Source organism: Paracoccus beibuensis, from assembly GCF_026162625.1.
GTDB classification, from domain to species: Bacteria; Pseudomonadota; Alphaproteobacteria; order Rhodobacterales; family Rhodobacteraceae; genus Paracoccus; species Paracoccus beibuensis.
This window is the reverse complement of sequence record NZ_JAOTBD010000003.1, coordinates 22788-48902: the sequence shown is the minus strand read 5'-3', so window position 1 is coordinate 48902 and position 26115 is coordinate 22788. Positions and strand designations below refer to the sequence as shown.

The following is a 26115-nucleotide window of genomic DNA, read 5'->3' as shown; positions in this document are numbered from 1 at the left end:
CGGAACAAACTGCAACACGGGAAGTTGAAGGAACAGGGCGCCAATCAACGGTGACGGGGACAGATGCGGCGAAACATCTTCGGCTGGTGGGCTGCCCGGGTCGGGCTGCTGATAGGGCCTGCGGGCTGTGCCGGCAACCAGTCGATGTTCTCGCCCGCAGGGGTCGACGCGCTGGCGACGCTGAACCTCTTCTGGGTGATGCTGGCCGGAGCCGTCGTGATCTGGTTCGCGCTGAACGGCCTCTTTCTCTATGTCACCCGCATCCACGTCGGCAAGATGTCGCGCCGCTTGGCCGAGGCCGTCATCATCGGCGGCGGCATCCTCTTTCCACTGGTGGTCCTGTCGGCCCTGCTGATCTACAGCCTGCCGATGATGGGCGAGCAACGCGCCCCCGACGACGGCCTGCGCGTCCGCGTCACGGCCGAACGGTGGTGGTGGCGCGTCGAATACTGGCCCGACGGGGCCACCGCCCCCATCATCGCCGCGAACGAGCTGCGTCTGCCCGTCGACCAGCGAACCGAGATCGAACTGACGGCGGGCGAGGTCATCCACTCCTTCTGGATCCCGGCGCTTGGCGGCAAGACCGACATGTTCCCGGGCCGCATCACGCGCATGACGCTGGCCCCGTCGGAAACCGGCACCTTCCGTGGCCAATGCGCCGAGTTCTGCGGCCTGTCACATGCCCTCATGGCGATTCCCGCAGTCATCATGGAGCCTGCGGCCTTCGATGGCTGGCTGCGTGAACAGGCCCTGCCAGCGACATCGAGCGGCGCGGGCCGCGCGGTCTTCCTGCGCGAAGGCTGCGGCGCCTGCCATGCGGTTCGCGGCACCCCGGCGGCCGGGCGCGTCGGCCCGGACCTGACGCATCTGGGTGGGCGGACCGCCTTGGCTGCGGGCATCCTGCCGATGACCGCCGACGCGCTGCGGGCCTGGATCACCAACCCCGAGGCGATCAAACCGGGGGCCGAGATGCCGGCCTATGACCACCTGGATGAAAGCGACCTTGCGGCCCTGGCGGCCTATCTGATGGGGCTGAAATGACCGACCGCGACCAAGGCACCTATCCCCCGACCGAGAAGATGCTGGCCCAGCCGGTTCCTGATGACGTGGCGAAGGGACAGGAGGAGCGGCTGCGCAAGGTCTGGGCCCAGCCGCCCGGCTGGCGGTACTGGTCGGCCGTCAACAACACCGAAGTCGGCGTCTGGTACTGCCTGACCGCGACCTTCTTCATGCTGCTGGCGGGGATCCTGGCCCTGCTGATGCGGGTGCAGCTGGCGGTGCCGGAAAACGACTTCCTGGACGCCGACCGCTACAACCAGTTCTTCACGATGCATGGCTCGGCGATGATGTTCCTGTTCGCCGTGCCGATCTTCGAGGCGATCTCGATCCTGATCCTGCCCTCGCTGCTGGGCGCGCGGGACATGCCCTTCCCGCGCCTGTCGGCTTATGGCTTCTGGTGCTTCGTGATCGGCGGCATCTTCGTCATGGGCTCGATCCTCTTCGATGCGGCGCCCAATGCGGGGTGGTTCATGTACCCGCCATTGTCCACCGAACACGGCGGCATCGGCACGGACATCTGGCTTCTTGGCCTCTCGTTCATCGAGGTGGCCAGCATCGCCGCCGCGGTCGAGCTGATCGTCGGCGTCCTGAAGTGTCGACCGCCGGGCATGCGCGTCAACATCATGCCGCTTTACGCCTGGTACGTGCTGGTCGTCGGCGGGATGATCGTCTTCGCCTTCCCGCCCCTGATCGCCGGCGACTTCCTGCTGGAGATGCAGCGCAGCTTCGACTGGCCGTTCTTCGACCCGGAACGCGGCGGAGACCCGATGCTGTGGCAGCACCTCTTCTGGATCTTCGGCCATCCCGAGGTCTATATCATCTTCCTGCCGTCGATCGCCGTCACCGCGATGATCATCCCGACGGCCGCGCGCCGCCCCATCGTCGGCTATTCCTGGATCGTGCTTTCGGCGGTGGGGACGGGCTTTCTCAGCTTCGGCCTGTGGGTGCACCACATGTTCGCCACCGGGTTGCCCTCGATCAGCCTCGGCTTCTTTTCCGCCGCGTCAGAGGCCGTGGTTCTGCCTACCGGCATCCAGATCTTCGCCTTCGTGGCGACGCTGATGGTCGGCCGCGTCAGGATGATCCACCCGATGCTGTGGATCGCCGGCGCGCTGGCGATCTTCGTCGCGGGCGGCCTGACTGGCGTCATGGTCGCCATCGTGCCTTTCGACTGGCAAGTCCATGACACCTATTTCATCGTGGCGCACCTGCACTATACGGTGTTCGGCGGCATGCTGTTTCCGGTCATCGGCGGCATCTATTACTTCTATCCGGTCATCGCCAAGAAGCAGCTCTCCGAGCGTCTGGGCAGATGGGCCTTCTGGCTGGCCTTCACCGGCTTCAACGTAACGTTCCTGCCGATGCACCTGACGGGCATGCGGGGCATGCCGCGCCGGGTCTTCACCTATCCGGGCGACCTGGGCTGGAACTGGCTGAACATGATCTCGACAATCGGGGCGTTCGTGATGGCGACGGGGCTGCTGATCTTCGTCTATGACCTGTTGCGGCCCAAGGGCAAGCAGCCGGACCCGCCGCGCAACCCCTGGGACGCGGGGACGCTGGAATGGACCCATAACGTCCCCGCTGAATCCTGGGGCATCCGGTCGATCCCCTACGTCAACACGCGCTATCCCCTGTGGCAGCAACCCAAGATGCAACAGCGCATCGACGCCGGCCGCTATTACCTTCCCGATGCGCAGGAGGGAAAGCGCGAGACCCTGGTCACCAGCGTCATCGATGCGCACCCCCTGCATGTGCAGCGGGTCACCGGTCCCGCCTGGATCACCATCTGGGCCGCGGTCTTCACCGGGGGGGCGTTCATCTTTCCGACCTTCCACTGGTATCCGCCGGCCATCGTCAGCGCGGTGTTGGCGGTGGCCTGCGTGATCTACTGGAACTGGACCTCGACCGCCGAGATCCCCGAGGCCGAGACGAAGGATGCGGGCCTTGGCCTGCGCCTGCCGCTCTATGTCTCGGGGCCGGACGCGGTCGGCTGGTGGGCGGTCTGGATCACCATGCTGGCAGATGCGACGGCGTTTTCCAGCCTCGTCTTCTCGGTCTTCTTCTACTGGACGGCCAGCACGCAGTTTCCGCCGCAAGGGGCCGGGTTCGCGAACCCCGTCTTGATGGCGATAGGCACCGGCCTTGTGGTGGCCAGCTGGGCGCTGACGGCCTGGGCGCGGCGCGACGCGGGCAGGGGCGCCATGGCGGCGCTGGCGGTCGCGATGCTGGCCGCCTGTGCAGGCGGGGGCGTCCTGATCCTGGCACTGTGGCTGCCGGACATGGACCCGACCGCCCACGTTTATCCGGCGATGATGTGGGCGCTGGTCGTCTGGGTGATCGTCCACCTGATCGCCGGGGTCGTCCTGCAGGGCTATTGCCTGGCCGGGCTGGCCTTCGGCAAGATCACCCGCAGGTACGATGCGCCGCTGTGGAACAGCCTGCTGTTCTGGCACTTCCTCTGTCTGACCGTCCTGGTGACCGGCGCCATGGTCGCCATTGCCCCGAGGTTGATGACATGAGCCACGACAAGCAGACATCCGACGCCCGCCAGTTCGCCGAGGAAAGCGCCAGCCTGACGCGGATCACGGCCGCGCCGCTGGCCTGGGCCGCGCATTTCGCGCTCTGCTATGGTGCGGCGGCGGTCTGGTGCGTGAAATGGCCCGGTCCGATCGGCCAGATGCTGCCCCTGCGCGTGGGCCTTGGCGTTGCGACTGTCGTCGCGCTGGCGATCATCGGCTGGCTTGGCTGGCGGTCGTGGCAGCAATGGGACCTGCTGGACGACTATGACTACGAACACGAGATGGGCGTGGGCGAGGATCGGCACGAGTTCCTGGGTCACGCGGCCTTTCTTCTGTCCATCGTGTCCTTCGTGGGCGTGTTCTTCACGTCCCTGCCCCTGATCTTTGCGGCGACCTGCAGATGAGGGGGCTGGCGGCATTGGCGGCGATTGCCACGTTGGCGGCGGCGTGGCTGCTGCCCTGGGACCGCTGGACGGCGCCGTTTCCGGCGCACATGATCCGCCACATGACGCTTGTCGCCATCGCTGCGCCGCTGATCGTGCTGGCCCTGCCCCGGCTGACGGAATGGCTGGCGATCCCCGCGCTGGCCGGCATGCTTGTCGAGTTCGCGATCGTCTGGTCCTTCCACCTGCCCGGCCTGCACAACCTTTCGGCGTTCGGCACCGCTTGGTTCGTACTGGAGCAGGCGGCCTTCCTGCTGGCCGGGCTGGCGGTCTGGGCCGGGGCGCTGGCCGCGCGGCCGCTGGCGGGGGCCGGCGCGATGCTGCTGACGTCGATGCACATGACGCTGCTGGGTGCGCTGATCGTGCTGTCGCCGCGCCCGATGTACCTGATCTGCGGGCAGGACCTGGGATCGCAGCAGCTGGGCGGGCTGATCATGCTGGGCATCGGAACGCCGGTCTATCTTGTCGCCGGCCTGTGGCTGGTCGGGCGCGCCCTGCACCACCTCGACACGCAGGAGGCGCAGGCATGAAGACGGTGATCCGGACGCTGGCGACGGTGGCAGGGCTTGGACTGGCGGCCGCCGCCGCCGTGGTCTTTGGCGGCCTTTACGACGTATCGGCACGGCACGGGCACCTGCCGGGCGTGTCATGGGTGCTGCACACGACGTTCCGGAACTCGGTCGAGTTGCGGGCGCGACCGATGAGCGAGGTTCCCCCCCTGACGGACGAGATGGCCGCCCTTGGCGTACGCCACTATGACGCCAGTTGCCGCCACTGCCATGCCAGCCCCGGTGAAACGGCCACTCAGACGATGCGGGCGATGGTGCCCCATCCGCCCCATATCACCGATGCCGTTGCCGACTGGAAACCGAACGAGCTGGGCTGGATCGTCTATCACGGCGTCAAGATGAGCGGCATGCCCCAGTGGCCCGCCCCGCGCGAGGACGAGGTCTGGTCGGTCGTGGCCTTCCTGGTCCGCGTCCGGCAAATGTCGGAAGACGCCTACAGCGACCTGACCGCGCAGCCCCCCGCCGATCTGGCGGGCCTGTCCTATTGCGCAAGCTGCCACGGCTTGCAGGGCCATGCCCCAAACCCGCACGTCCCACGGCTGGACATCCTGAACCGCGCCTACCTAGACATGTCGCTGGACGCGTTCCTGGGAGAACTTCGCCATAGCGGCATCATGCAGCATGCCGTGACCGAGGTGCCGCCGGAGGCGCTGGGGCCGCTGGCAGAACACTACGCCACCCAAGCCGTCGGCCCCGCGGCCACTCAGGATCTCGACCCGGGGCTGGTCGAACGGGGACGGACGCTGGCCGAGGCGCAAGAGGGTGACGACGTGCCTGCCTGCCGGTCCTGCCACGGTCCCTGGCCCGACCGGCTGAGGGACGAGTTCCCGTCGCTGTCCGGACAGCACGAGCCCTATCTGCGCAGCCAGCTGAAGGCCTGGCGCGACGGCCACCGCGGCGGCGGACCGCTGTCCGAGCTGATGCGCGAAGCGGCCGAGGACCTCGAGGATGCCGATATCGATGCGTTGGCCGCTTTTTATGCCTCGCTGCCCCCGGCGAGGCTGAGCCCGGCGCCCTGACGGCTCAGGCGCCGAAGCCGAAATGCCAGACCGCCACCGGGACCGCCAACAGCAGAAGCATCGCCGCCAGCACCAGCCCGCCGTCCCGCGTCAGCAACCCAGCCGCGAACAGCGCGATCACTGCCGACGCGATGGACCCAGAAGTCGGGATCACCTCCATGAACGGCATGAACAGCGTCAGCCCAAGGATCAGCAGCAGCGGCAGGAAGAACCACGGGCGGTGGAGCAGGAACTGCAACCGTGGGCGCAGGAACCGTTCCACGAAGCGCACGGGCTTGCGCAGCCAGCCAATGCCCTTGCACAGCTTCTGCGTCGACAGCTGCCGGTGCATGACGAAGCCGGGCAGCCAGACGCTCTTGCGTCCGATGACCATCTGCACGACCAGCACGAAGACGATGACGCCGACCATCGCGGTGACGCCGGGGATCGCGCTGGCCGGCGATGTCGAAATCAGCGAGAAGGTCAGCATCAGCGACGCGAAGGACTTGCGCCCCAGCTTGTCCACGATCTCTTGCACCGCGATGCTCTCGCCATGGGCCGAGCTTTCCAGCTGGTCGAGGACATCGCTCAGCGCACGCGTTCTTTCGTCCGTCATGATCCACCTGCATCAGTTCGCGTGTCAACGCGATGCCGTCGCAGGTGTTCCGCACCCGACGGAGCAGTACCGCGAGGCGTGGACAAGGCCCGTGGCGCAGGGCATGGTGACGCCGCCCCCGGTGCCTTTGCCTGGGTTTTAGGCAGGTACATCTACACAAAGATTTAACGTGTATTCAGTTGCCTGGGTCACTTTCTGGCGTTCGTCAGGAACACATCGCGCGTGGTCCGGTTGGTGGGGCGGCGAAAAAGCGCCGACATCAAAGACGGAGAACGACATGACCGATCAGATCACGAAGCTCACCGGCCTGGCTGCCATCCTCGCTGCACTTTCGACGACTCCGGCTCTCTCGCAGACCATGGACGCGGGCTGGGACGCCGACATGGACGGCGCACTGAGCCAGGACGAATTCGCGACCGGCCTTGGCGATCGCGGCATCTTCGGCGGCTGGGATACCGACACCGACAGCATGCTGTCGCAGGATGAATTCGACGATGGCGTCTATGGCACCTATGACACCGATGCCAGCGGCGACCTGAACGAAGCCGAATACGGCATGACCGACGGCGCCGCAGGTTTCTGGAACCGCGACGAGACCGTCGACCATCAGGCCTGGGACGTGGACGGCGACGGCGTCATCCTGGCCAACGAGTTCGCTGACGGCTGGGGCGAAACCGGCAGGTTCGGCGAATTCGACAGCGATGCCGACGGATCGTTGACCGAGGACGAGTTCACCACGGGCATCTTCGGTGAATACGACGCCGACGGCACCGGCGTCATCGAAGAGCCCGAGTTGACCGATGTCGGTGACGACATGGGCGACGAAGGCTTCTGGGACGTCTGACCGCTAGCATCATGGGGCCGGCATTCGCCCGGCCCCTTCTGTCGCCAAGGCTGTCTGCAACGACCAGAACCATGGCGAGAGGACGAGGAATGACACCGACGAGCCTTCACGAGACGTCAGGAACCACGCGGCTGTGGTTGCAGGGCGCAATCACCTTGATCCTTGCAGGGTGGGCGCTGGATGCGACGGCGACCTTCATGGTTCCGGTGGTGCTCTCGATCTTCCTGGCACGTCTGGTCGCGCCGCAGGCCCGAGAAGCTGCACTGGCTGGGCCATCCTGCGGCCATCGACGCCACCATCCTGTGCATGCTGCTGGTCGTGGGCATGATCTGGATCGCGGGCCGGCAGGTCGCCACGCGCTCTCCCTCCGGCGGCGAAGACGGAAAACTGCTGCCCCAGTCCGGGCAGGTCCGCAACTCTCCAGACGCATACGGCGCGGCGGCGAACAGCGTCGTGCCCACGCAGGTGCGGCAGATTTCTCCTGGTGCCGGCGGCGCCATCTTCCAGCGGCTCGACTTTTTGCGCATCGGGGCTGCCCATGACCATCCCGAGCGCGGCGAGCAGCACGCTTTTCGCGTCGGTCCTGGCCGTCTTCCTGGCGCTGATCATGCTGATCGAGGCCCCGCGCCGGCAGCAGAACCTGACCAGGGCAGCGCCGGGTCCACGCGCGCAAACACCTCCGAAGCCGTCGCGATCATCGGTGACCTGCTGCGCCGCCATCGGCCCGCGCGCGCGATTGTCGGCGCCCAGATCCAGCCGCTGCGCCCCCTTGCGCTGATGCTGAGTGCTGCCCGCGACATAAAGATACCGCCAAGCGGCGCACACGCCGCACTAGCCCATTCGTGACGCGATGAGAGTGGCGGCCCCGGAACGGACCGCTGCTGCATCCGTTGACCCGACCAAGACGTCTGAAAGGAGATCGACATGTTCATGACGAACCGGACACTGCATAGTGCCGCAATGGCCGCCATCCTCGCGCTGCCGCTTGCCGCTGCGCCGGCTTTTGCGCAGACCGCTGAAACCGGACAAACGGCAGAGCCCGAAGGACAATCCCCCGACGTGACGCAGCAGGCGCAGGCCGCGGCGCCCGAAGGCACCACCGTCGGCGATCCGATGGGCGCACCCGCCCCCGATGCCATCGTTGCCACTGTCGGCGATGCCGAAATCCGTGGTGCCGACGTGATGAGCGCAATCGGCATGCTGCCCCCCCAAGTGCAGGCGCAACCACCGCAAATGTTGGCTCCGATCGCCCTCGAGCAACTGATCCTGCGTGAGCTGATCCTGCAAGAGGCGCAGAGCCAGAACCTGGCCGAAGACCCTGAAGTGACCCAGCTGGTCGAGCAGACGGTGGAGGATGCGCAAGCGAACGCGATGGTCCAAGTCTGGCTGGAGCGAGAAACGGCTGACGCAGTCTCCGACGAAACCGTACAGCAATATTATGACGAGGCGAAGGCGCAGGGCGGCGAGGAATTCCCGCCGCTTGAAGAGGTGCGCCCGCAGATAGAGCAGCACCTGCGCCAGCAGCAGATGGTCGAGCTGCGCACGAACCTGCGTGAAGGGGCGAACGTCGTACTCTACGATCCGGCAGGCCAACCCATCGAGCAGCCTGCGGGCGCCGACACAGCCGGTGCGGCCCCCAGCGGTCAGGCGGACCTGCCAGTTGAAGGAGCGGCGGGCAGCGCGGCTGACGGATCGACCGACAGGCCGACCGAAGGCCCCGTCGACACGCCCACCGAGCCCGAGACACAGCCCGCCAACTGACCGGCGATCAGCAGCGCGCCATCGACCGGAAGGCCGACAACCCACCAGGATCGTCGGCCTTCTTTCGATCACCGATGAAATCAAGATTAGCTTGTGCCCTCCCGCGATCGAAGACCTGACGAAGCGCCTGTTCTCGAACTGCCTTGCCTTTCCCAATCGGCAACCCGCCCGAGGCAATGCCGCAAGCTTTGACTGACCATGACAATCGTCGACCAGATGTGCGGCTCGGGCACAGAAGCCGGTGCAGGCCTTCGTTGCCGAACACGCACTGTCCGCAGGCTATGTCCTGGTCAGCCAAGCCGACCAAATCATCCTGCCTCGGACCAGGGCCGTCTGCAGCATCGGCGTCGTGGCCCTGCACAGGGATATGAGCGGAGCGGTGGATCAGAAAGGTATCGCTGTCACCCTGATCCATGCCGGGGCGCATAAGATCGACGCGAATCCCTGTCAGCCGCTGCCCGAAGCCGTGCACGATCAGATGCAGGGCCAGCTGGAGACGGTGCGCCAGCTGTTTGCGCAGACCGTCGCCCAAAGCCGCGGCGGCCGCCACAACGTTGCGGCGGCACTGGCACAGAAGCAGCCGTGTTCCGCGGCACGGACGCGGTTGCGGCCGGCCTGGCCGACGAGGCGGCCGAGGGAGCCGTCGCCATCAAGATAACGGTGATCACCGTCGTCCTGCACTACACCACTGCCAGCCCCTGGCCTGAACACCCCCACATCAAGGAAACACTCATCGCACGTGCGCAAGGCGCGCGGGCGCAGATGGCGCTTGCGTTCGAGACGGTTCACGGCTCCCCGCCCGCCAGCGGCTACCGGCTGATGCCCTTCGCCCGGACCACGCTGGGCGCGGAACAGCCCCTGCTGAACAGCGAACTTCTGGGCTACGGCCGCGATCCCCTGGCGCCGATCAAGGGCGCCGTCACCGCCGATGGCGAGGTGGTGGTGCCGATCGACGTCGAGGCCATCGGCCTCTGGCTCAAGGCCGCCTTCGGCACCCCGACCACAACCGGGACCACGCCCAAGACCCACACGTTCCGGTCGGGGAACTGGGCGCTGCCGTCGATGGCCATCGAGGTGGCGATGCCTGAGGTGCCGCGGTTTGCCATGTATGCGGGCTGCGTGATGGCCCAGCTGTCGTGGCAGATGAACCGCTCGGGCCTCCTGACCGCAACAGCGCGCCTGATCGCTCAGGGCGGGGCGATCGCCATCACCACCACCGCCGCACGCACGCCGACCGCGCTGGGCCTGCAACGCTTCGGCCACTTCAACAGCGTGGTGATCCGCTTGCGCTTCAACTTGAACGAGCGTTGGTTGTAGATGTAGTTGCCGATGTATTTCTCGTTGGTCAGAATCTGATGGACGGTCGCGCGGGTCCAGAGCCGGTCGAGGTCGGTCAGAATTTCACGCTCGTTCAATTCGGCCGCGATTTCGCTTTACGATCGGCCGCGCCTCAGGAACCGGCTGTAGATCCAGCGCACGGTCTGCACCTCGGCCTCAGGCCCCGGCACAAGGGTCACCCTGTCAGTCTGCAAGCTCTTGTGCTCGCCGCGTTTCAGCTCTGCCTTCACCTCTCTGCGTTCATCAAGCAGGAAACGACAAATGCCGAAGCCGCCGGTCCCCCTTGGCGGTAGCCGAGTTCGATCAGACGGCACTGGCCGGCGAAGATCTTGGTCGACAATTCCCGGCTGTATTCCCCGGCCATGGCGCGCTTGACGCCCTTTACGATCGTGGCAATCAGGCTGCCGCCGTTTTCGAATTGCTCGGCGCAATACTCGACCTGCTTGTTTGCGCGGCGGCAGATGTATTTGTGATAGGCGGATTCATCGGCGTCCTGAAACCAACCCCATCGACTGACGTCAAAGACGAGGATCACCTCGAAATCCGCGGTGCCGTCCTGCACATCCTGGATCAGCCGCTGCAGCGCCTCGCGGCCCTCGATCCTCAGACCCCTCTTTCCAGCATCGGACCAATTCGAAGCCGCGTTCCTCCGCATACTTGCGGATCGCATCCGACTGGTTTTCGGTCGAGTGCTTCTGATGGTCCGTCGACATGCGGACATATTCGGCCGCACGGCGCCTTGGCGGGAAATTCGCCGGTTCTCTCCTTGAGGGCAGCTCTTTGCCTGCCATTCCCTTCTCCCGATCAGTTCATGCAGGCATCTCCGTCTGATCGGACCCGGAGTATTGGCTGGGAGGCAAAATGAAATCTGCCGCTGTGTTGTATTCTCCACAGCTTTACCCGAGGAGGGCGCAGCGATGCGGATCAAGATGGGCACATCTGTGCCGAAAATGGGCACAACTGTGTACCTGGACGCGGATCAGTCGCCTATCGCGACGCCATTTCCGATGCACTGCGCCGCGAACTGGGTCCGACGCACCAGGCCATCAAGACGGCGATGCGCTGGACGGGAGCAAGCGAACGTACCGCAAAGTACTGGCTTTCCGGTGAGCGCGGGCCGAGCGGGGAGCATCTGATCCGGCTCGCGCAGCATTCGGATGCAGTGCTGATCACCATCCTGACCATGGCCGCGCGGCTGTCGGAGCCGCGGGAACAGATGTGCAGGCTGCCCCCGGACGGGTTCTTGTGTTACAAAACCTCGGACAGGATGAAGCAAGGTCCGAGGGATCATCGCTGTCTTAGGCGCACCGATAGGTCACGGCAAATCCGTTATGCGGAGAATAGCCATCATTCTCCGCACGTTTTGCGGCGCTTTCTCTTGCGCGTGCGGAGAATACGGCCGTTCGACCTTGCCTTTCGTCTTGGCCCGATACGGCTGACAGGCTCGTGGTGCTGACCCGTAATGCGCCAGCAGGGAGGCGTTGTAGGTCACGACCCCGGAAGCATCCTCGCCTATGACCGCCGTGTTCATCCGGTCATACAGAACCTCGGCGCAGGCACCGCCCATCTCCTGGAACGCGGAGATATGGCACCGCATCACGGTTCTCATCGGCGTTGTTGCAGAACTCGGCCTGCTGGAGGATTCACGCGGCTGGGTTGCTAGGATAAGCGTCTCGGCATGAGCAAACCTAAGGCTGCCCGCTACCGCACGACGAACTGGAAGTCCTACAATGAGGCCTTGAGGCGGCACGGGTCGTTGCTGATCTGGCTCGACAAGGACATGGTGTGGCTGGCGAACAAAGTCGGGCGTCCTGGCCGCCCGCCGGTGTTCTCCGACGCGGCGATCCAGTTCTGCAGGTGCTCTTTGGCCTGCCGCTTCGGCAAAGCACAGGGATGGTGGCCAGCATTCTGGAGATGGCAGGGCTGGACTGGCCGGTGCCCGACTTCTCCACGCCTCAAGCCGCAGGCAAGGAACTCTGGTGGTCGACATACCCCACCGCCGCGTGCCGGGCCCTCTGAACCTGCTGGTGGACAGCACCGGGATCAAGTTTCTGGGTGACGGGAATGGCTGGCCCGCAAGCATGGCACGCACCGCAGGCGCCAATACCGCAAGGTCCCTCCAATCAGTGGATCGGCAGCGTCACCGCCGATGGCGCCTTCGACACCCGCAAGTGCCACGAGGCCATCGCCGCCCGTGGCGCTGCCGCGATCATTCCGCCGCGCAAGAACGCCAAGCCACGGAAGCCCGTCACTGCCGGGGCGATCGCGCGCAAGCCCTGCGCGCGTCACGCCGCTTCGGTCGAACCATCTGGCGACGATGGAGCGGTTATCACCGTCGGAGCCGCGTCGAGACGAAGATGCACTGCGTGAAACTGCTGGGCCAATGCCTGACCGCTCGGGACTTCGACTGTCAGGTCGCCGAGTTCAAGGTCCGTGTTGCCGTGCTGAACGGCTTCACCGCGCTTGGCAGCCCCATCAATTAAGCCGTGGCATAAGTCCGTCCGGGGAAAGCGAGAGCCCCGCTGTCGCCCGATTTGTGCAACAGAGCCCCTGTGGATGACTGGCGGCCACAGCATCCACCGTAGCGGCCGGTTCAAGCGTATCGGCAATCACAAGAGCCTTCACCTCAGTCGGCCACCGGCGATGGCCCGACGCATAAATCTCGACGCCCAGGGAAGTGAGAAACGAAGCCTTGGCACACATGGCGAAACGCACTCCTCATCAGCCGATGAAAAGGACTTCGCAGCAGCGCATCAGCCAAGCACCGTGGGGTTCAGCCGTCGTCTACGAACGGCGCAGGGAGGGAATTTGACGTCTTCCGCTATAGCAAGTTGGTCGGGCTGGGGTGCTAGCAAGACGACGATGATCGCTCTGCGCCACGCCGCTCATCAGCTCCACCAACTCGACGGACGTGACCGAATATGCCTCTTCGAACACACCGTCACAACCTTCTTTTCAGCTGAATTTTTTGCTCAGGTATCCGACGTAGGCGGAGGGATCGTTGCTCGACAGGCCGAGGCGGCCCAAGATCTGGCCGCGTGTCAATAGCCGCCCGTAGTTCCAAACCGCCTGCTTCAGGCTATCTCGGAGTGGTTTGAGGTTTCCTTCGTTCATCGCCTTGCTGACGGCAGGGGATCTTTGTTCAAGGTGTCTCACCAGTTGCGCAGCCGTGACGTTGCCGATCGTATAGGTTGGAAACGAGCCTATATATCCGGAGGACCAATGGACGTCCTGCAGGCACCCTTGAGCATCGTTTTCGATCTCGATCCCCAGGTCCGACTTCATCGCCCGGTTCCAGGTGTCGGGAATGTCGGCGACTTGCAGGCTGCCCTCCATCAGTGCCATCTCGATCCGCACGCGCAGCATGATGTGCAGGTCATAGGTCAGCTCATCGGCTTCCACCCGGATCGGCCCCGGCTCGACCCTGTTGACGGCGGCCACGAACTCTTCTGCCGTGACGTCGGAAAGCTGGTCGGGAAATGTATCGCGCAGACGGGGGAAATGCACATGCCAGAATGCCGGGCTGCGTCCGACGTGGTTCTCCAGAAGACGCGACTGGCTTTCATGCATGCCAAAGCTGGTGCCGCCGACTGCATAAAGGCCGATCATATCAGTGGCAAAGGCACCTCGGGTGTGAACAGGGTCGACGCCCTGTTCATAGAGCGCATGGCCGACCTCGTGAATGGTGCCGAAGATCGACATCGGCAGATAGTTCCGGGGCCAACGCGACGTAATACGGACATCGTTGCGGGTGAAGCTGACCTCGAAGGGATGGACGGCGGTGTCCAGGCGCCCGCGGTCGAAATCATAGCCAAGCGCGCGGGCGGTCTCGATCGCGAACTGCTGCTGGCGCTGCGGATCGTAATCCCGATAAAGGAAATCCGTGCGGGGCCTGGGCCGACCACGCGCGCGATCCAGAATGGGAAGGATCCCGGCGCGGAGGCTGTCGAACAGAGTCGCAAGGCTGGCAGCCGTCTCGCCCGGTTCGAACACCTGGACCATCGGATCGTAAGGATGCCCCTGATGGCCAAGCGCATCGGCAGTCTGACGTGCCAAGGCCACGACCTTTTCCAGATGCGGCCGGAAGATCGCGAAGTCGCCTTCCCGCCGCGCCTTGGCCCAGGCTGCGCCCGCGACCGTCGCATGTTCCGCCTTGGCCTGCAGTAGTTCCGCCGGCAGGCGGGCGTGATGCTCGATGGCCTGTCGCACGGCCTCTGCCTGGGGATCGTCGCCCGCTGCATCGACCGCATCCCGCATGGCCGGGTCGAGGATCATCTGGCGTGCGATGCCCATCAGTGTCGCCACCTGCTGGCCGCGCGTCTCGGCACCGCCCGATGGCATCTGCGTGCGCGCGTCCCAATTGAGCATGTTGACCGTGCAAAGAACGTCGTTCAATCGCCCGATCCTGACGTGAAGATCCGTGGTCATGCGGCACCTCTCTGCATGTTAACTCCGCCATCGTTCAGGTGGCAGGCCACCGTCCGGGCCGGCCCGGCCCCTGTCAGTCGCGGAGCCTCGGCCCGACAGCGCGGCCCGGCGAAGGGGCAGCGCGGGTGGAACGGACAGCCCGGCGGCGGTGCGATCGGGGACGGGATCTCTCCCTTGATAGCCTCGAACCGGCCACGGCCCGTGCCGACGGTCGGGATCGAGGCGAACAGCGCCTGCGTATAAGGGTGGCGCGGGTCCGCATAAAGCTGATCGGCCGGCGCCAGTTCGACCAGGCGGCCCAGATACATGATCGCCACGCGGTCGCAGACATGGCGCACGACCGACAGGTCGTGGCTGATGAACAGCGCGGTCAGGCCAAGGTCGTGACGCAGATCCATGAACAGGTTCAGCACCTGCGCCTGGATCGAGACATCCAGCGACGCCACGGCCTCGTCCAGCACCAGCACCTCGGGCTGCATGGCCAAGGCGCGGGCAATGGCGATCCGCTGCCGCTGCCCGCCGGAAAACTGATGCGGCAGGCGATCGGCATAGGCTCCCTCCAGCCCGACCTGCTCCAGCAGGGCGCGGATGCGGGCGCGCACCTGGTCCGCCGGGATGATGCCATGGTATCGCGGCCCCTCGGCCAGGGTCTCGCCGACCTTCATCCGGGGGTTCAGGCTGGCGAAGGGGTCCTGATGGATCATCTGGACCTGTGTCGTCAGCTTGTGGACCGTGCCATGCCGCTCATCGGCGACGGGCCGGCCGTTCAGCGCGACGCTGCCCGAACTGGGGGCATGGATGCCCGCAATCACCCGGCCGAGCGTGGATTTGCCGCAGCCGGATTCGCCGACGATGCCCAGGACCTCGCCCTTGGCGACATCCAGCGACACATCGGTCAGCGCATGGACGGTGATGGGCTTGCCGCCGCCCGTGAACCTGCCGACCATGCGCTCTGCCAAGCCGGGCTTGCGGGTGAACCGCTTCGAGACGGCGTCTATCTTCAGGATCGGATCGGTCATGCGCGCTCCAGAGGGTGATGGCACAACACGGCCTGTTCGTCGCGGACATCCAGCGGCGGCTCGGTGCGGCACAGGTCGGTCGCACGGGGGCAGCGGGGCCGGAACGGGCACCCCTCGGGCAGGCGCGACAGTTGCGGTGTCGATCCGGGGATCTGCGGCAGCTTGCGACCGGGTTCGTGCAGCGCCGGGATCGAGTCGAGCAATCCTTGGGTATAGGGATGCCTCGGGCCTCCGATCACCTGCTCGGCCGTGCCGCGTTCGACGATCCGGCCCGCATACATCACGCAGATATCGTCGGCCAGGCTGGAGACGACGGCCAGATCGTGGGTGATCCAGACAATGGCGGCACCGGTCGTGTCCGCCAACTCGCGCACCTCGGCCAGGATCTGGCCCTGGATCGACACGTCCAGCGCCGTCGTCGCCTCGTCGGCGATGATGACCGACGGGCTGTGGAGCAGCGCCATGGCAATCGCCACCCGCTGCCGCATGCCGCCGGACAGTTGGTGCGGATAGGCCTTGAGGCGCTCGGCAGGGGATGGAATGCCGACGACTTCCAGGGCCTTCCTTGCATGATCGAGGGCGTCCGGTTTGGACATCGGACGATGCACCCGCACCGCCATCGCCATCTGGTCGCCGACCCGCAGGACCGGGTTCAGGGTCATCATCGGATCCTGGAACACCATCGCGACCTTGCGGCCACGCATCTTGCGCAGGTCCTCGTCCGACAACTGCCGCAGGTCGATGCCATCGATCAGGACGGCGCCCGCCGAAACCTCTCCGGGCGCGTCGATCAGTCCCAGGATCGAAAATCCGGTGACGCTTTTGCCCGATCCGCTTTCGCCCACAAGGCCCATGATCCGGCCGGGCTGCACGGCAAAGCTGACATCGTTGACGGCCGTGACATGGCCCGCCCGGGTTTCGAAGCGCGTGGTCAGGCCTTTGACATCGAGTGCTGCGGTCATCTGCTGTTCCTCGGGTCGATCACGGTCCTGACCTGATCGCCGACCAGATTGATCGCCACGACCGTGATCATCAGGAAGACACCGGGATAGATGGACAACCACGAACGACCGGCGTGAATGTATTTGAAACCATTGGAGATCAGCGACCCCAATGACGGTTCGGTCAGCGGCAGGCCCACGCCCAGAAAGGACAGCGTCGCCTCCAGCGAGATGGCGCTGGCGACCTGCACCGTGGCCACGACAATCAGCGGGGGCAGGACGTTGGGCAGCAGATGCTTGAACAGGATGCGCCGGGTCGGCAGCGGGGTCGATCGCGCGGCCTCGATATAGTCCTTGCGTCGTTCGACCGATGCTGCCCCATGCGTCGTGCGCGCGAAATAGGCGTATTGCGCCACCACCAAGGCCAGGATGATCTGCGGCACCCCCTGCCCCAGAACGGCGGCCATCACCAATGCCAGCAGGATCGCGGGCATCGACAGCTGAAGATCCACGACCCGCATCAGCAACGCCTCGATCCGGCCCCCGAAATAGGCGGCGGTCAGGCCGATGCTGATCCCCAGGGTCAGCGCCAGGGCACCGGCGGATATCCCGATCAGGAAGCTGGTCCGCAGCCCGTAAAGGATCGCCGACAGCATGTCGCGCCCGGCATTGTCCGTGCCCAGCAGATGCACATAGCCGCCCGATCCGGTGGTCCCGGGCGGCAGGAACGCGTCCAGCCAATCCAGCTGCGCCAGATCATAGGGGTCTTGCGGCACAAGCCACGGCGCTCCGAACGATGCGACAAGCAGCACCAGGATGACGGCCAGCGCGCCGATGGCCAGCCAGGACCGGCGATAGTCGGACCAGAAGTTGCGCAGGCGCATCCCCCGCGTCTCGACCGGCGCCGCAGAGGGGACGGCCAGAACGTTTCCGATACGGGCCATCACGAGCCTCCTTTCAGTCGAACACGCGGATCAAGCTGCGCATAGATCAGGTCGACGACCAGGTTGATCATCACGAACAGCAGCACGACCATCACCAGGTAGGACACCATGACCGGCCGGTCCAATTGCAGGATGCTGTCGATGATCAGCTTGCCCACGCCCGGCCAGTTGAAGACCGTTTCGGTGACCACCGCAAAGGCCAGGGTCGAGCCCAGTTCGAGGCCGAAGACAGTGACCAGCGGGATCGAGATGTTGCGCATGATGTGACCGAAGACGATCTGCCGGTCCGGAAGGCCCTGCGCGCGGGCAAAGCGGACGTAATCCGTGCCCATCGCCTCGACCATGCCCGCACGGGTCAGGCGGATCATCAGGCCCATCTTGAACAGCGACAAATTGACGGCCGGCATGATCACATGGGCCCAGCCATCTGTGGTCGCCAAGGATGTCTTGAACCACAGGAACTGTCCGACCTCTCCGCGACCGCCCGATGGCAGCCAGCCCAGATTGACGGCAAATCCCATGATCAGCAGCATCCCGATCCAGAAGGTCGGGACGGAAAAGCCCAGAACAGACAGTGCCATGATCAGCTTGGCGGCGATGCCGTTGGGACGATAGCCGGCATACATGCCGGCAGGGACACCGATCACTGTGGCGATACCCACCGACACCAGCACCAGTTCCAGCGTCGCGGGCAAGCGGGAGAAGACAAGCGACGTGACCGGGATGTTGTAGACCATGGACCGGCCCAGATCGCCTTGGAAGACGTTGCCCACGAAGGTGAAATACTGCAGCCATAGCGGCTGGTCGAAACCGTACTGCCGGATCAGGTTCTCACGGATCTCCTGGCTGGCACCGGGGTCGATCATCACGTCGATCGGATTGCCGATCGCATAGACGCCGACGAAGACGATGACCGACATGACGAACACGACCACCGCCGCCTGCATCAGCCGGCCGACAAGATAGCCAAACATCATATTCCCCCGTTTCGTCGTTGCTGCGCGGTTGTCGCGCGGCCGTCAGGTGCCAATGGCGCGCGGCGCGGCCCGGTGGGGTGCGCGCCGCGCGGACTTGCTTGCCGGATCACTCCTTGGGGATGATCGCGTAGGCGCGGGTTTCTTGGTCGACGCGGGGCGTGAAGTCGACCGTGTTGGCCTTGGCCGCCCACACGCTCTGCAGAATGACCGTGGGGATCAGCGCATGATCTTCCATCGCGATCTCAGACGCCTGCTCATAAAGTTCGCGGCGCGCGTCCGTGTCCAAGGTCTGGCTGCCTTCACTGAACACCCGGTCGAATTCGGGGTTCGAATAGCCGGCGCGGTTGAAGTTTCCAAAGCCCTTCTCGGCGTCCTGGGTATGGACCAAGGCGCCGTAGGTATAGGCCGCCTCGCCGGTCAGCGTGCCCCAGGCGGACATGGTCATCGTGTATTCCTCGCGCTGCGCGGCGGGGAAAAAGACCGTGCCGTTCAAGGCCTGCGCGTTGACCGTCAGGCCAAGGCGCGACCACATCTGGGCCAGCGCCTCGCAGACCACCGCATCGCCGGGGACACGGTTGTTCGTGCAGGTGAAGTCGATCTCGAAGCCATCGGGATAGCCTGCCTCGGTCAGCAGGGCCTTGGCCTGTTCGATGTCATATTCCGGTGCCGGGATATCCGAGGAATAGCCGAAGAACCCTTCGGGCATCAGCTGGTTGGCCGGCGTGCCCAGGCCCTCCAACACCACGTTGACCAGCACCTCGCGGTTGATCGCCAGGTCCAGTGCCTTGCGGACGCGCACGTCCTGCAGCGGGTTGCCCTCGATTTCCTTGCCGTTGACCTTGATCGGCTGGGGCTCCTCGTCCTTCACCGAGGGCGCGATGTTCAGGATGTAGATGGAATCCGAGACGAAGGTGTCGAGGCTGTCGTCGGCCTGCATCGCCAGATAGTCGGTGGCCGGAACATAGTTGATCATGTCCACCTGGCCAGACTTCAGCGCCGCCACGCGCGCGGCGTCGTCGGGGATTTCGCGGCGCGTGACCGTTTCCCAGGCCGGGGCCTCGCCCCAGTAGTCGTCGTTGCGCTCGACGACCATGTCGCCCTTGGGCTGCCAGCTGACGAACTTGTAAGGGCCGGTGCCGATGGCCTTCTCGCCCGAGTTGAACTCCTCGTTACCGGCTTCCATGCCGGTTTCCGATGGCACCACAAACAGGCGGGTAAAATCGTTCGGCAGCGACGGCGCCATGCCCTTGGTGGTGATGCGCAGGGTGTAGTCGTCCACCACCTCGACCGTGTCGACGTATTTCGTATAAAGCGTCATCGGCATTGGCCCCGTGACGGCCGGGATGCGCTCGATCGAGAACTTGACATCCTCGGCGGTAAAGGCCGAGCCGTCATGGAAGGTCACGCCCTCGCGCAGCTTGAACTCCCAGGTGGTGTCGTTGATCGGGGTCCAGCTGACGGCAAGGCCCGGCTGCAGCTGCAGGGTCTCATCCGCGTCGACCAGCGTGTCAAAGACGTGCCGCAGCGCCTCGGCCTGGCTACCCAAGGTGGACCAATGCGGATCGATTGAATCCGGCCCGGCACGCAGACCGATCGTCAGATCTTGTGCCATTGCAGCTGGCGCAGCGGCCAGCAACGCGATGAAAGCGATTCCCGAGCAAAGAGCATTTCTAGCCATTTCCGAACCTCACCTGTTATCATTGACTGTAACACTAGGGACCATTTTTTTTGCGCGTCAAGAAATTTTCATGGCAGAGTTGCCAATAACTTCCGAATTAAGTCGCGTATGATACATATATTGCCACATCTTATTGCAAAAATTACTCTTGAGTGGCCAACTGTTATCATTCAATGATACGGTATGAGCGTATCCCTCGCCCCAGATCTCGACGCCGCCCTACTGCGGATCGCCCACGCGATCGACCCGACGTCGTCGGTGCCGGTGTCGGTGCAGTTGCGCGGTGCGCTGGAATACGGAATCGCCGCGGGCGACATCCCGCCCGGCAGCCGCCTGCCGTCGGTCCGCAAGCTTGCGGCGACACTGGGCCTGTCGCCGGTGACGGTCAGCAACGTCTTTGCCTCCCTGCAGGAGCGTGGCCAGATCGAGGGGCGGATCGGGTCGGGCACCTTCGTCACTGATCGCGGCGTCCCCTGCGCCATGCGCACGCGACAGCTGGCCGCGCTGGAGCGTCAGATCGCATCGATTGTGGCAGCCGGGCGCGATTTGGGGCTTTCCGCGCAAGATATAGCCTTTCGCGTGACGATGGCCGCGTCCGCCACCCCGCGTCCCCTGCGCATCGTGGTGCTGGGCACGTTCAGCGACGCCACGTTGGCCTATGCCGAGGATCTCACACCGTATCTATCCCCCGATGACATCGTCCTGCCCTGGACAACCGACCGGCGCGAGGACCTTCCTGCCCGCGTCGATCTGGTCGTCTCCCCGCGGACCCTTGCGACGCAAGCGGCCGCGCTGTTTCCGGGCATCCCGCAGGTCAGTATGATCCTGATCCCGAACGAGGCCACGCGTGTGGCCCTTGCGGGCATCCGCCCTGATGCGCGCGTCCTCCTGGTATCGTATTTCGACGACTTCCTCAGCGTGCTCAAGGCCGGAGTCGCTCGGTTCGCCCCGCATCTGGGCCGCGTCACCGCAGTCGCGCGCACCGCCGAGGATCTGGACCGCCTGCTGCAGGACTGCGACGTGCTGATCCATGCGACCGGGGCTGACTATCTGGCGACGCAGCTGGGCTCCAGCCAGACCGTGATCGAATACCGCCACACCCCCGACAGCCATGCCGTGCAGACGCAGCTTCTGCCGGCGCTGGACACGCTGCGCGCGGCCGGCGACATCAAAGGAGAGACGCCATGAAAATTTCCGAAAGCTCGTGGTTCGACATCGAGGCATACCTGCAGACCGACGACCGCTGCATCCTGCCCTTGGGCAGCACCGAGCAGCACGCCCATCTGAGCCTGTCGGTGGATTCGATCCTTTCTGAGAAGATCGCCACCGATGCCGCCGCACCTTTGGGGGTTCCGGTCTTCCCGGCGGTTCCCTATGGGCTGACGCCCTATTTCATGGCCTTTCCCGGCACGGTTTCCTTGAAGCTGTCGACCTATGCGACACTTGTGCGCGATATTCTGGACAGTCTTTACGACACCGGGTTCCGACGCGTGCTGATCGTCAACGGGCATGGTGGCAACAGCCCGGTCCAACCGGTCTGCGCGGAATGGATGCAGGCCCGCCCCGGGGCGCGGTGTCGGTTCCATGACTGGTGGCGGGCGCCGCGCACCTGGGCCGCGGTGCAGGCGGTCGATCCCGTGGCGTCGCACGCATCCTGGATGGAGAACTTTCCCTGGACCCGGCTGCAGGGGCGCCCTGTCCCGCCGGAGCAAAAGCCCTATGTCGACTTCGACCGCCTGCGCAACCGCGACGCCCAAGGCGTCCGCGACCTGATCGGGGACGGCAATTACGGCGGCCATTATCAGAAGCCCGACGACCAGATGGACGGCATCTGGCAAGTCGCCGTCGCGGAAACCCGCGCCCTTATCGAAGGCGATTGGGCATGACCGCCAAAGAACCCGTCCTGATCTGGGGCGCCGGGGCCATCGGCGGCATTCTGGGCGCCTATGCCGCCCGCGGGGGACATCTGGTGCAGATGGTCGACATCGAGAGCGACCATGTCGAGGCAATGCGCCGCGACGGTTTGCGTATCGAAGGTCCCGTCGAGGAGTTCGTTCATATCCTTCCGGCCGAAACCCCTGCCACGCTGACCGGCACCTATCGCCGTGTGATTCTGGCCGTGAAGGCGCATCATACGCGTCAGGCCATGCAGATGCTGATGCCGCATCTTGCGCCGGACGGCTTCGTCGTCTCGGCGCAGAACGGCCTGAACGAGCGCGTGATCGCGGACATGATCGGCGCGGATCGCACGGTCGGATGCTTTGTCAACTTTGGCGCAGACTGGCTGGAGCCGGGTCGCATCCTTTACGGCAACCGCGCTGCGGTCGCCTTGGGCGAACTGGACGGCAGCGTCAGCCCGCGGGTGCGCGAGATGCACGCGATGTTCGCATTGGTCGAGCCAGAGGCGGTCGTGACCGACAACATCTGGGGCTATCTCTGGGGGAAGATGGGTTATGGCTCGCTGTTGTTCGCCACCGCGTTGACGCCGGAATCGATGTCCGACGCGATGGACCCTGCCCCGTGGCGCCCGGTTTATGCGGCCTTGGGCCATGAGGTCATGCGCCTGGCCGAGGCCGAGGGGGTAACGCCCCTGGGCTTCAACGGCTTCGACCCGGACGCATTTCTCGCCCGTGATACAGCACGGATGGATGCCTCGATCGACGCCATGGTGGCGCATAACCGCAAGACGGCGAAGACCCATTCCGGCATCTACCGCGACCTGGCGGTCCGCAAGCGCAAGACCGAGGTCGACGCTCAGGTCGGCGTGCTGATCGAGATCGGTCGCGGACACGGCATCCCGACACCCGCCCTGTCGCAGCTGTGCGACCTGATCCACGGAATCGAGAACGGCACCGAGACGCAATCGACGGCGCTTCTGGACAGGATGGTCGCGACATGCAGTTGACGTTGGCAGGACAGGTCTTCGCGGTCACCGGCGCCGCCCAAGGCATCGGTGCGGCGATCGTGCGCACCCTTGCGGGATCCGGCGCCACCGTGGCCGCCTTGGATATCGACGATGCAGGACTGCAGTCGTTTGCCGGTCTGCCCGGCGTCACCTGTCATGCGGGCGATCTGGGCGGACAGGACGGTGCCCGTGCGCTGTGCGAGACGGTTCTGGACCGACATGGCCGGGTCGACGGGCTGATCACCTCGGCAGGTGGGGTGCGCGGGCAAGTGGGCCGGCCCTTGGACCAGGTCGGCGAAGACGACTGGCGGGCGATCTTCGCGGCCAATGTCGATGCGGTCATGTGGTGCGCCCAGGCCCTGACGCCCGGCATGAAGGATGCTGGTGCGGGCCGGATCGTCACCATCTCCTCGGGCGCGGGACTGAAGCCCAGCCTGACGGGCATCCAGGCCTATACCGCTGCCAAGCACGCGCTGGTTGGGCTGACCAAACAGCTTGCGCTGGAGCTGGGGCCGTCGGGCATCACCGTGAATTCGGTCGCGCCGGGGTTCATCCTGTCCAATCCCTCGACGGAGAAGCAGTGGCAGGCCTTCGGCCCCGACCGGCAGAAGCGCATCATCGACAGCATCCACCTGCGCCGTCTTGGGCAGGCGGACGACATCGCGCATGCGGTCGCGTTCCTGTGTACGCGACAGGCGGAGTGGATCACCGGGCAGATCCTGCAGGTGGATGGAGGGCACGGCTGATGAACCCGCATGAATGGACCGAGGATGTTTGGCGCGCCAAGGTCGGCGCGGTGCGCGCGGGCCGCAGCCTGCTGCCGGATCGCTGGCCGGGCGGCGCGCGATGCGCCGTGGCCCTGTCATTCGACAGCGACCATGAGACGAACGAACTGCGCGACGGGGGCAATTCCGTGGCCCGTCTCAGCTGGGGCGAATTCGGGGCACGGCGCGGTGTTCCGCGCATCCGGCAGGTGCTGGACCGCCACGACGTCAAGGCGACTTTCTTCGTCCCGGCCGTCGCGGCGCTGCTGCACCCGGACGAACAGCGTGCCCTGGCGCAGGACGGGCACGAGATCGGCCTTCACGGCTGGATTCACGAGCTGAACACGACGCTGGACGGCCCGACCGAGCGGGACCTGATGATGCGGGCCGCCGATACGCTGGAACGGGTCAGCGGCCAGCGCCCTGTCGGCATGCGGACACCGTCCTGGGACTACAGCCCCGCCACCCTGTCGATCGCGCGCGAGATGCGCCTGCTTTATGACAGCTCACTCTTTTCGGACGACGACCCCTACGAGATCCTGCAGGAAGGCGAACCTACCGGCATCGTCGAACTGCCGGTCGAATGGATCCGCGACGATGCGGTCTATTTCATGATGAACCGGTTCGGGGCACAGCGTCCCTATACGCCGCCTACAGATGTGCTGGACATATTCCTGCGCGAGTTCGAGGGCGCCAATGCCGAAGGCGGGCTGTTCCTGCTGACCATGCACCCGCATGTCACCGGATATCGAAGCCGCATCTTCATCCTTGAACAGCTTCTGGAACGCATCGTCGCCAAGGGCGACTGCTGGATCGCCACCCATGCCGAAATCGCGGGCTATTGCGCTGCGCAGGCCGGATTGTCGAAAGGACCATCGCGATGATCCGATTTTCGCTGGCCGTGCACGGCGGCGCTGGCACCATCCTTCGCCGGAACATGACTGACAAGCTGGAGGGGCGCTACCACGCCGGGCTGCGCCGCGCGCTGCAGGCGGGCACGACGTCCTGACCGCGTCCGGCAGCGCCATGGACGCCGTGACCGCCGCTGTCTGCGCGCTCGAGGACGAGCCGCTGTTCAACGCCGGGCGCGGCGCCGTCTTCACTTCGGAGGGCCGGCAGGAAATGGACGCAGCGGTCATGGACGGGGCCACGCGCAAGGCGGGTGCCGTCGCGGGCATCCTAGGGCCGCGCAACCCGATCCTGGCCGCGCGTGCTGTCATGGACCGCACTGACCATGTCTTGCTCATCGGGCCCAATGCCCTGCAAGTCGCACGCGACGCTGGCTTATCCTTCGAGGACGAGACCTGTTTCTTCACTCAACAGCGGTGAAATGCTCTGCAGGCAACGTTGCAAATGCGCCGGGAGGGTGTCGACGACACTGATGCTGCCCGCCGCCACGGGACCGTGGGTGCCGCAGCATGCGACACTCGCGGCAATCTGGCCGCTGCCACCTCGACCGGCGGCATGACGGCCAAGTCACCTGGCGGCGTCGGAGACACCCCGGTCATCGGCGCGGGCACATATGCGGACAACGACACCTGCGCAGTTTCCGGCACCGGGCATGGCGAAATTTTCATCCGCCGGCACGCCGCCGCCGAAATTTCCGCCCGAATGCGCCATGCAGGGCAGACTTTGAGAGAATCGGCACGCCATGTGGTCATGGACGACCTTGGATCGAATGACGGATCAGGAGGCGTCATCGCCGTCGATGCCCAAGGAAACCTGTCCTTCCCCTTCAATTGCGAAGGCATGTATCCCTTGGCATCAGCAGGGGTAATTTTGCGCCGCCGATGGTCCGGGGGCATGCCCCCGGACCATCGGCATCAGCGCCAAACGGGGGAGTTTTCATCCAGCCGTTTTGTGGAGAATACGTCCAGCACTCAACCCTCGCAGCGGTCGTCGCCAAGGGCCAGTTCTGGGAGCGCACTGCGGCGCTGGCGCTGAACGAACGCCAGATCAAAGTGCTGAACCGCCTCCTCGACAGGTTCGAGGGCAAGATAACCTCATCGAAGTGGGTGGTCATCGCCAAGTGCTCGCAGGACACGGCGAACCGGGACATCGCAACCCTTCTGGACCTCGGGCTGCTGCGGAAGGGCGAAGGTGGCGGCCGCAGCACGCACTACGAGCTGGTGCTGTGAGAGTCATGGCCAAGCCACATTCGCTGCCACCCGCCGCCAGCGCCTCGCTGACACAGTGTCGACACGTTTCCGGAGTGCGTCGGGTCTCCGCGAAGGAGCCTCGCAACCTAGATTGATGTTAAGTTATTTTCTGGTTGCGGGCGTCCGCAGCCACTGTCGCCTACCTGAACT

General features: G+C 65.0%; 26 protein-coding genes and 4 pseudogenes. 20 read left to right on the top strand and 10 right to left on the bottom strand.

Going from position 1 to position 26115, the window contains the following annotated elements:
* Positions 1-63: 63 nt before the first annotated feature.
* From OC159_RS03085 to OC159_RS03065, 5 genes are read left to right on the top strand one after another with little or no spacing between them, the layout of a single operon-like run.
* The gene (locus OC159_RS03085) at positions 64-1041 is read left to right on the top strand and encodes a cytochrome c oxidase subunit II (RefSeq protein ID WP_407674044.1); all 978 of its coding nucleotides are present in this window, start codon (positions 64-66) and stop codon (positions 1039-1041) included.
* Positions 1038-3581: a cytochrome c oxidase subunit I gene (gene ctaD / locus OC159_RS03080; RefSeq protein WP_265499690.1), complete on the top strand. Its 2544-nt coding sequence runs from the start codon at positions 1038-1040 to the stop codon at positions 3579-3581. Before OC159_RS03085 ends, ctaD begins: the two co-directional genes overlap by 4 nt.
* The gene (locus OC159_RS03075; protein WP_265499689.1) at positions 3578-3985 is read left to right on the top strand and encodes a hypothetical protein; all 408 of its coding nucleotides are present in this window, start codon (positions 3578-3580) and stop codon (positions 3983-3985) included. The genes ctaD and OC159_RS03075 overlap by 4 nt, the downstream gene beginning before the upstream one ends.
* The gene (locus OC159_RS03070; RefSeq protein WP_265499688.1) at positions 3982-4554 is read left to right on the top strand and encodes a cytochrome c oxidase assembly protein; all 573 of its coding nucleotides are present in this window, start codon (positions 3982-3984) and stop codon (positions 4552-4554) included. The genes OC159_RS03075 and OC159_RS03070 overlap by 4 nt, the downstream gene beginning before the upstream one ends.
* Positions 4551-5612 (top strand): c-type cytochrome, encoded by a 1062-nt coding sequence (locus OC159_RS03065; protein WP_265499687.1) that lies wholly within the window; start codon positions 4551-4553, stop codon positions 5610-5612. The genes OC159_RS03070 and OC159_RS03065 overlap by 4 nt, the downstream gene beginning before the upstream one ends.
* 4 nt (positions 5613-5616) lie before the next feature.
* Here the strand turns inward: OC159_RS03065 and OC159_RS03060 are convergent, their stop codons facing one another.
* Positions 5617-6207 (bottom strand): exopolysaccharide biosynthesis protein, encoded by a 591-nt coding sequence (locus OC159_RS03060; protein ID WP_265499686.1) that lies wholly within the window; start codon positions 6205-6207, stop codon positions 5617-5619.
* Positions 6208-6484: 277 nt separating this feature from the next.
* Here OC159_RS03060 and OC159_RS03055 point away from each other — a divergent pair, with 277 nt between their 5' ends.
* From OC159_RS03055 to OC159_RS03035, 5 genes and pseudogenes are all read left to right on the top strand, one after another.
* Positions 6485-7051 (top strand): penta-EF hand family protein, encoded by a 567-nt coding sequence (locus OC159_RS03055; RefSeq protein ID WP_265499685.1) that lies wholly within the window; start codon positions 6485-6487, stop codon positions 7049-7051.
* Between the two features lie 306 nt (positions 7052-7357).
* Positions 7358-7897 carry a hypothetical protein gene (locus tag OC159_RS03050; protein ID WP_265499684.1) on the top strand — a complete coding sequence of 180 codons (540 nt, stop codon included), beginning with the start codon at positions 7358-7360 and terminating at the stop codon, positions 7895-7897.
* Between the two features lie 78 nt (positions 7898-7975).
* Positions 7976-8812 (top strand): hypothetical protein, encoded by an 837-nt coding sequence (locus OC159_RS03045; RefSeq protein WP_265499683.1) that lies wholly within the window; start codon positions 7976-7978, stop codon positions 8810-8812.
* A gap of 241 nt (positions 8813-9053) precedes the next feature.
* Positions 9054-9470, top strand: a complete 417-nt coding sequence (locus OC159_RS03040; protein WP_407674042.1) for a S49 family peptidase — start codon at positions 9054-9056, stop codon at positions 9468-9470.
* A gap of 74 nt (positions 9471-9544) precedes the next feature.
* A pseudogene (locus OC159_RS03035) lies at positions 9545-10096 on the top strand (phage tail tube protein); the annotation flags it as partial.
* Here the strand turns inward: OC159_RS03035 and OC159_RS19980 are convergent.
* The 3 genes and pseudogenes from OC159_RS19980 to OC159_RS03025 form a co-directional block, all read right to left on the bottom strand.
* Complete coding sequence (locus OC159_RS19980) at positions 10000-10227, bottom strand: recombinase family protein (RefSeq protein ID WP_322626704.1); 228 nt, start codon at positions 10225-10227, stop codon at positions 10000-10002. The pseudogene OC159_RS03035 and the gene OC159_RS19980 sit on opposite strands and share 97 nt — an antisense overlap.
* Before the next feature lie 149 nt (positions 10228-10376).
* The gene (locus OC159_RS19975; RefSeq protein WP_322626708.1) at positions 10377-10805 is read right to left on the bottom strand and encodes a recombinase family protein; all 429 of its coding nucleotides are present in this window, start codon (positions 10803-10805) and stop codon (positions 10377-10379) included.
* A gap of 738 nt (positions 10806-11543) precedes the next feature.
* Positions 11544-11759, bottom strand: a pseudogene (locus OC159_RS03025) (IS21 family transposase); the annotation flags it as partial.
* Positions 11760-11828: 69 nt separating this feature from the next.
* Here OC159_RS03025 and OC159_RS20345 point away from each other — a divergent pair.
* A pseudogene (locus OC159_RS20345) lies at positions 11829-12043 on the top strand (transposase); the annotation flags it as partial.
* A 171-nt stretch (positions 12044-12214) separates the two neighbouring features.
* Positions 12215-12520 (top strand): transposase, encoded by a 306-nt coding sequence (locus tag OC159_RS20070; RefSeq protein ID WP_407674041.1) that lies wholly within the window; start codon positions 12215-12217, stop codon positions 12518-12520.
* A gap of 585 nt (positions 12521-13105) precedes the next feature.
* Here OC159_RS20070 and OC159_RS03015 read toward each other — a convergent pair.
* From OC159_RS03015 to OC159_RS02990, 6 genes are all read right to left on the bottom strand, one after another.
* The gene (locus tag OC159_RS03015) at positions 13106-14578 is read right to left on the bottom strand and encodes a carboxypeptidase M32 (RefSeq protein ID WP_265499682.1); all 1473 of its coding nucleotides are present in this window, start codon (positions 14576-14578) and stop codon (positions 13106-13108) included.
* Positions 14575-15597, bottom strand: a complete 1023-nt coding sequence (locus OC159_RS03010; protein ID WP_265499681.1) for an ABC transporter ATP-binding protein — start codon at positions 15595-15597, stop codon at positions 14575-14577. The genes OC159_RS03015 and OC159_RS03010 overlap by 4 nt, the downstream gene beginning before the upstream one ends.
* Entirely contained in the window at positions 15594-16559 is a 966-nt protein-coding gene (locus OC159_RS03005; RefSeq protein WP_265499680.1) for an ABC transporter ATP-binding protein, read from the bottom strand. The genes OC159_RS03010 and OC159_RS03005 overlap by 4 nt, the downstream gene beginning before the upstream one ends.
* A complete protein-coding gene (locus OC159_RS03000) occupies positions 16556-17482 on the bottom strand; it encodes an ABC transporter permease (protein WP_265499679.1) in 927 nt (308 codons plus the stop codon). The genes OC159_RS03005 and OC159_RS03000 overlap by 4 nt, the downstream gene beginning before the upstream one ends.
* Positions 17482-18456, bottom strand: a complete 975-nt coding sequence (locus tag OC159_RS02995; protein ID WP_265499678.1) for an ABC transporter permease — start codon at positions 18454-18456, stop codon at positions 17482-17484. The genes OC159_RS03000 and OC159_RS02995 overlap by 1 nt, the downstream gene beginning before the upstream one ends.
* A 109-nt stretch (positions 18457-18565) precedes the next feature.
* Positions 18566-20071 carry an ABC transporter substrate-binding protein gene (locus tag OC159_RS02990; RefSeq protein ID WP_265499677.1) on the bottom strand — a complete coding sequence of 502 codons (1506 nt, stop codon included), beginning with the start codon at positions 20069-20071 and terminating at the stop codon, positions 18566-18568.
* Positions 20072-20320: 249 nt separating this feature from the next.
* Here OC159_RS02990 and OC159_RS02985 point away from each other — a divergent pair, with 249 nt between their 5' ends.
* From OC159_RS02985 to OC159_RS02950, 8 genes and pseudogenes are all read left to right on the top strand, one after another.
* Positions 20321-21325, top strand: a complete 1005-nt coding sequence (locus OC159_RS02985; protein ID WP_265499676.1) for a GntR family transcriptional regulator — start codon at positions 20321-20323, stop codon at positions 21323-21325.
* Positions 21322-22023, top strand: a complete 702-nt coding sequence (locus OC159_RS02980) for a creatininase family protein (RefSeq protein WP_265499675.1) — start codon at positions 21322-21324, stop codon at positions 22021-22023. The genes OC159_RS02985 and OC159_RS02980 overlap by 4 nt, the downstream gene beginning before the upstream one ends.
* Entirely contained in the window at positions 22020-23042 is a 1023-nt protein-coding gene (locus OC159_RS02975) for a ketopantoate reductase family protein (RefSeq protein WP_265499674.1), read from the top strand. The genes OC159_RS02980 and OC159_RS02975 overlap by 4 nt, the downstream gene beginning before the upstream one ends.
* On the top strand, positions 23033-23788 hold the full coding sequence (locus tag OC159_RS02970) for an SDR family NAD(P)-dependent oxidoreductase (RefSeq protein ID WP_265499673.1): 756 nt from the start codon (positions 23033-23035) through the stop codon (positions 23786-23788). Before OC159_RS02975 ends, OC159_RS02970 begins: the two co-directional genes overlap by 10 nt.
* A complete protein-coding gene (locus OC159_RS02965) occupies positions 23788-24690 on the top strand; it encodes a polysaccharide deacetylase family protein (RefSeq protein WP_265499672.1) in 903 nt (300 codons plus the stop codon). The genes OC159_RS02970 and OC159_RS02965 overlap by 1 nt, the downstream gene beginning before the upstream one ends.
* On the top strand, positions 24687-24815 hold the full coding sequence (locus tag OC159_RS02960) for a hypothetical protein (protein WP_265499671.1): 129 nt from the start codon (positions 24687-24689) through the stop codon (positions 24813-24815). Before OC159_RS02965 ends, OC159_RS02960 begins: the two co-directional genes overlap by 4 nt.
* Positions 24816-24832: 17 nt before the next feature.
* Positions 24833-25750: pseudogene (locus OC159_RS02955) on the top strand (isoaspartyl peptidase/L-asparaginase family protein).
* A 17-nt stretch (positions 25751-25767) separates the two neighbouring features.
* Complete coding sequence (locus OC159_RS02950) at positions 25768-25944, top strand: hypothetical protein (protein ID WP_265499670.1); 177 nt, start codon at positions 25768-25770, stop codon at positions 25942-25944.
* Positions 25945-26115 lie beyond the last annotated feature (171 nt).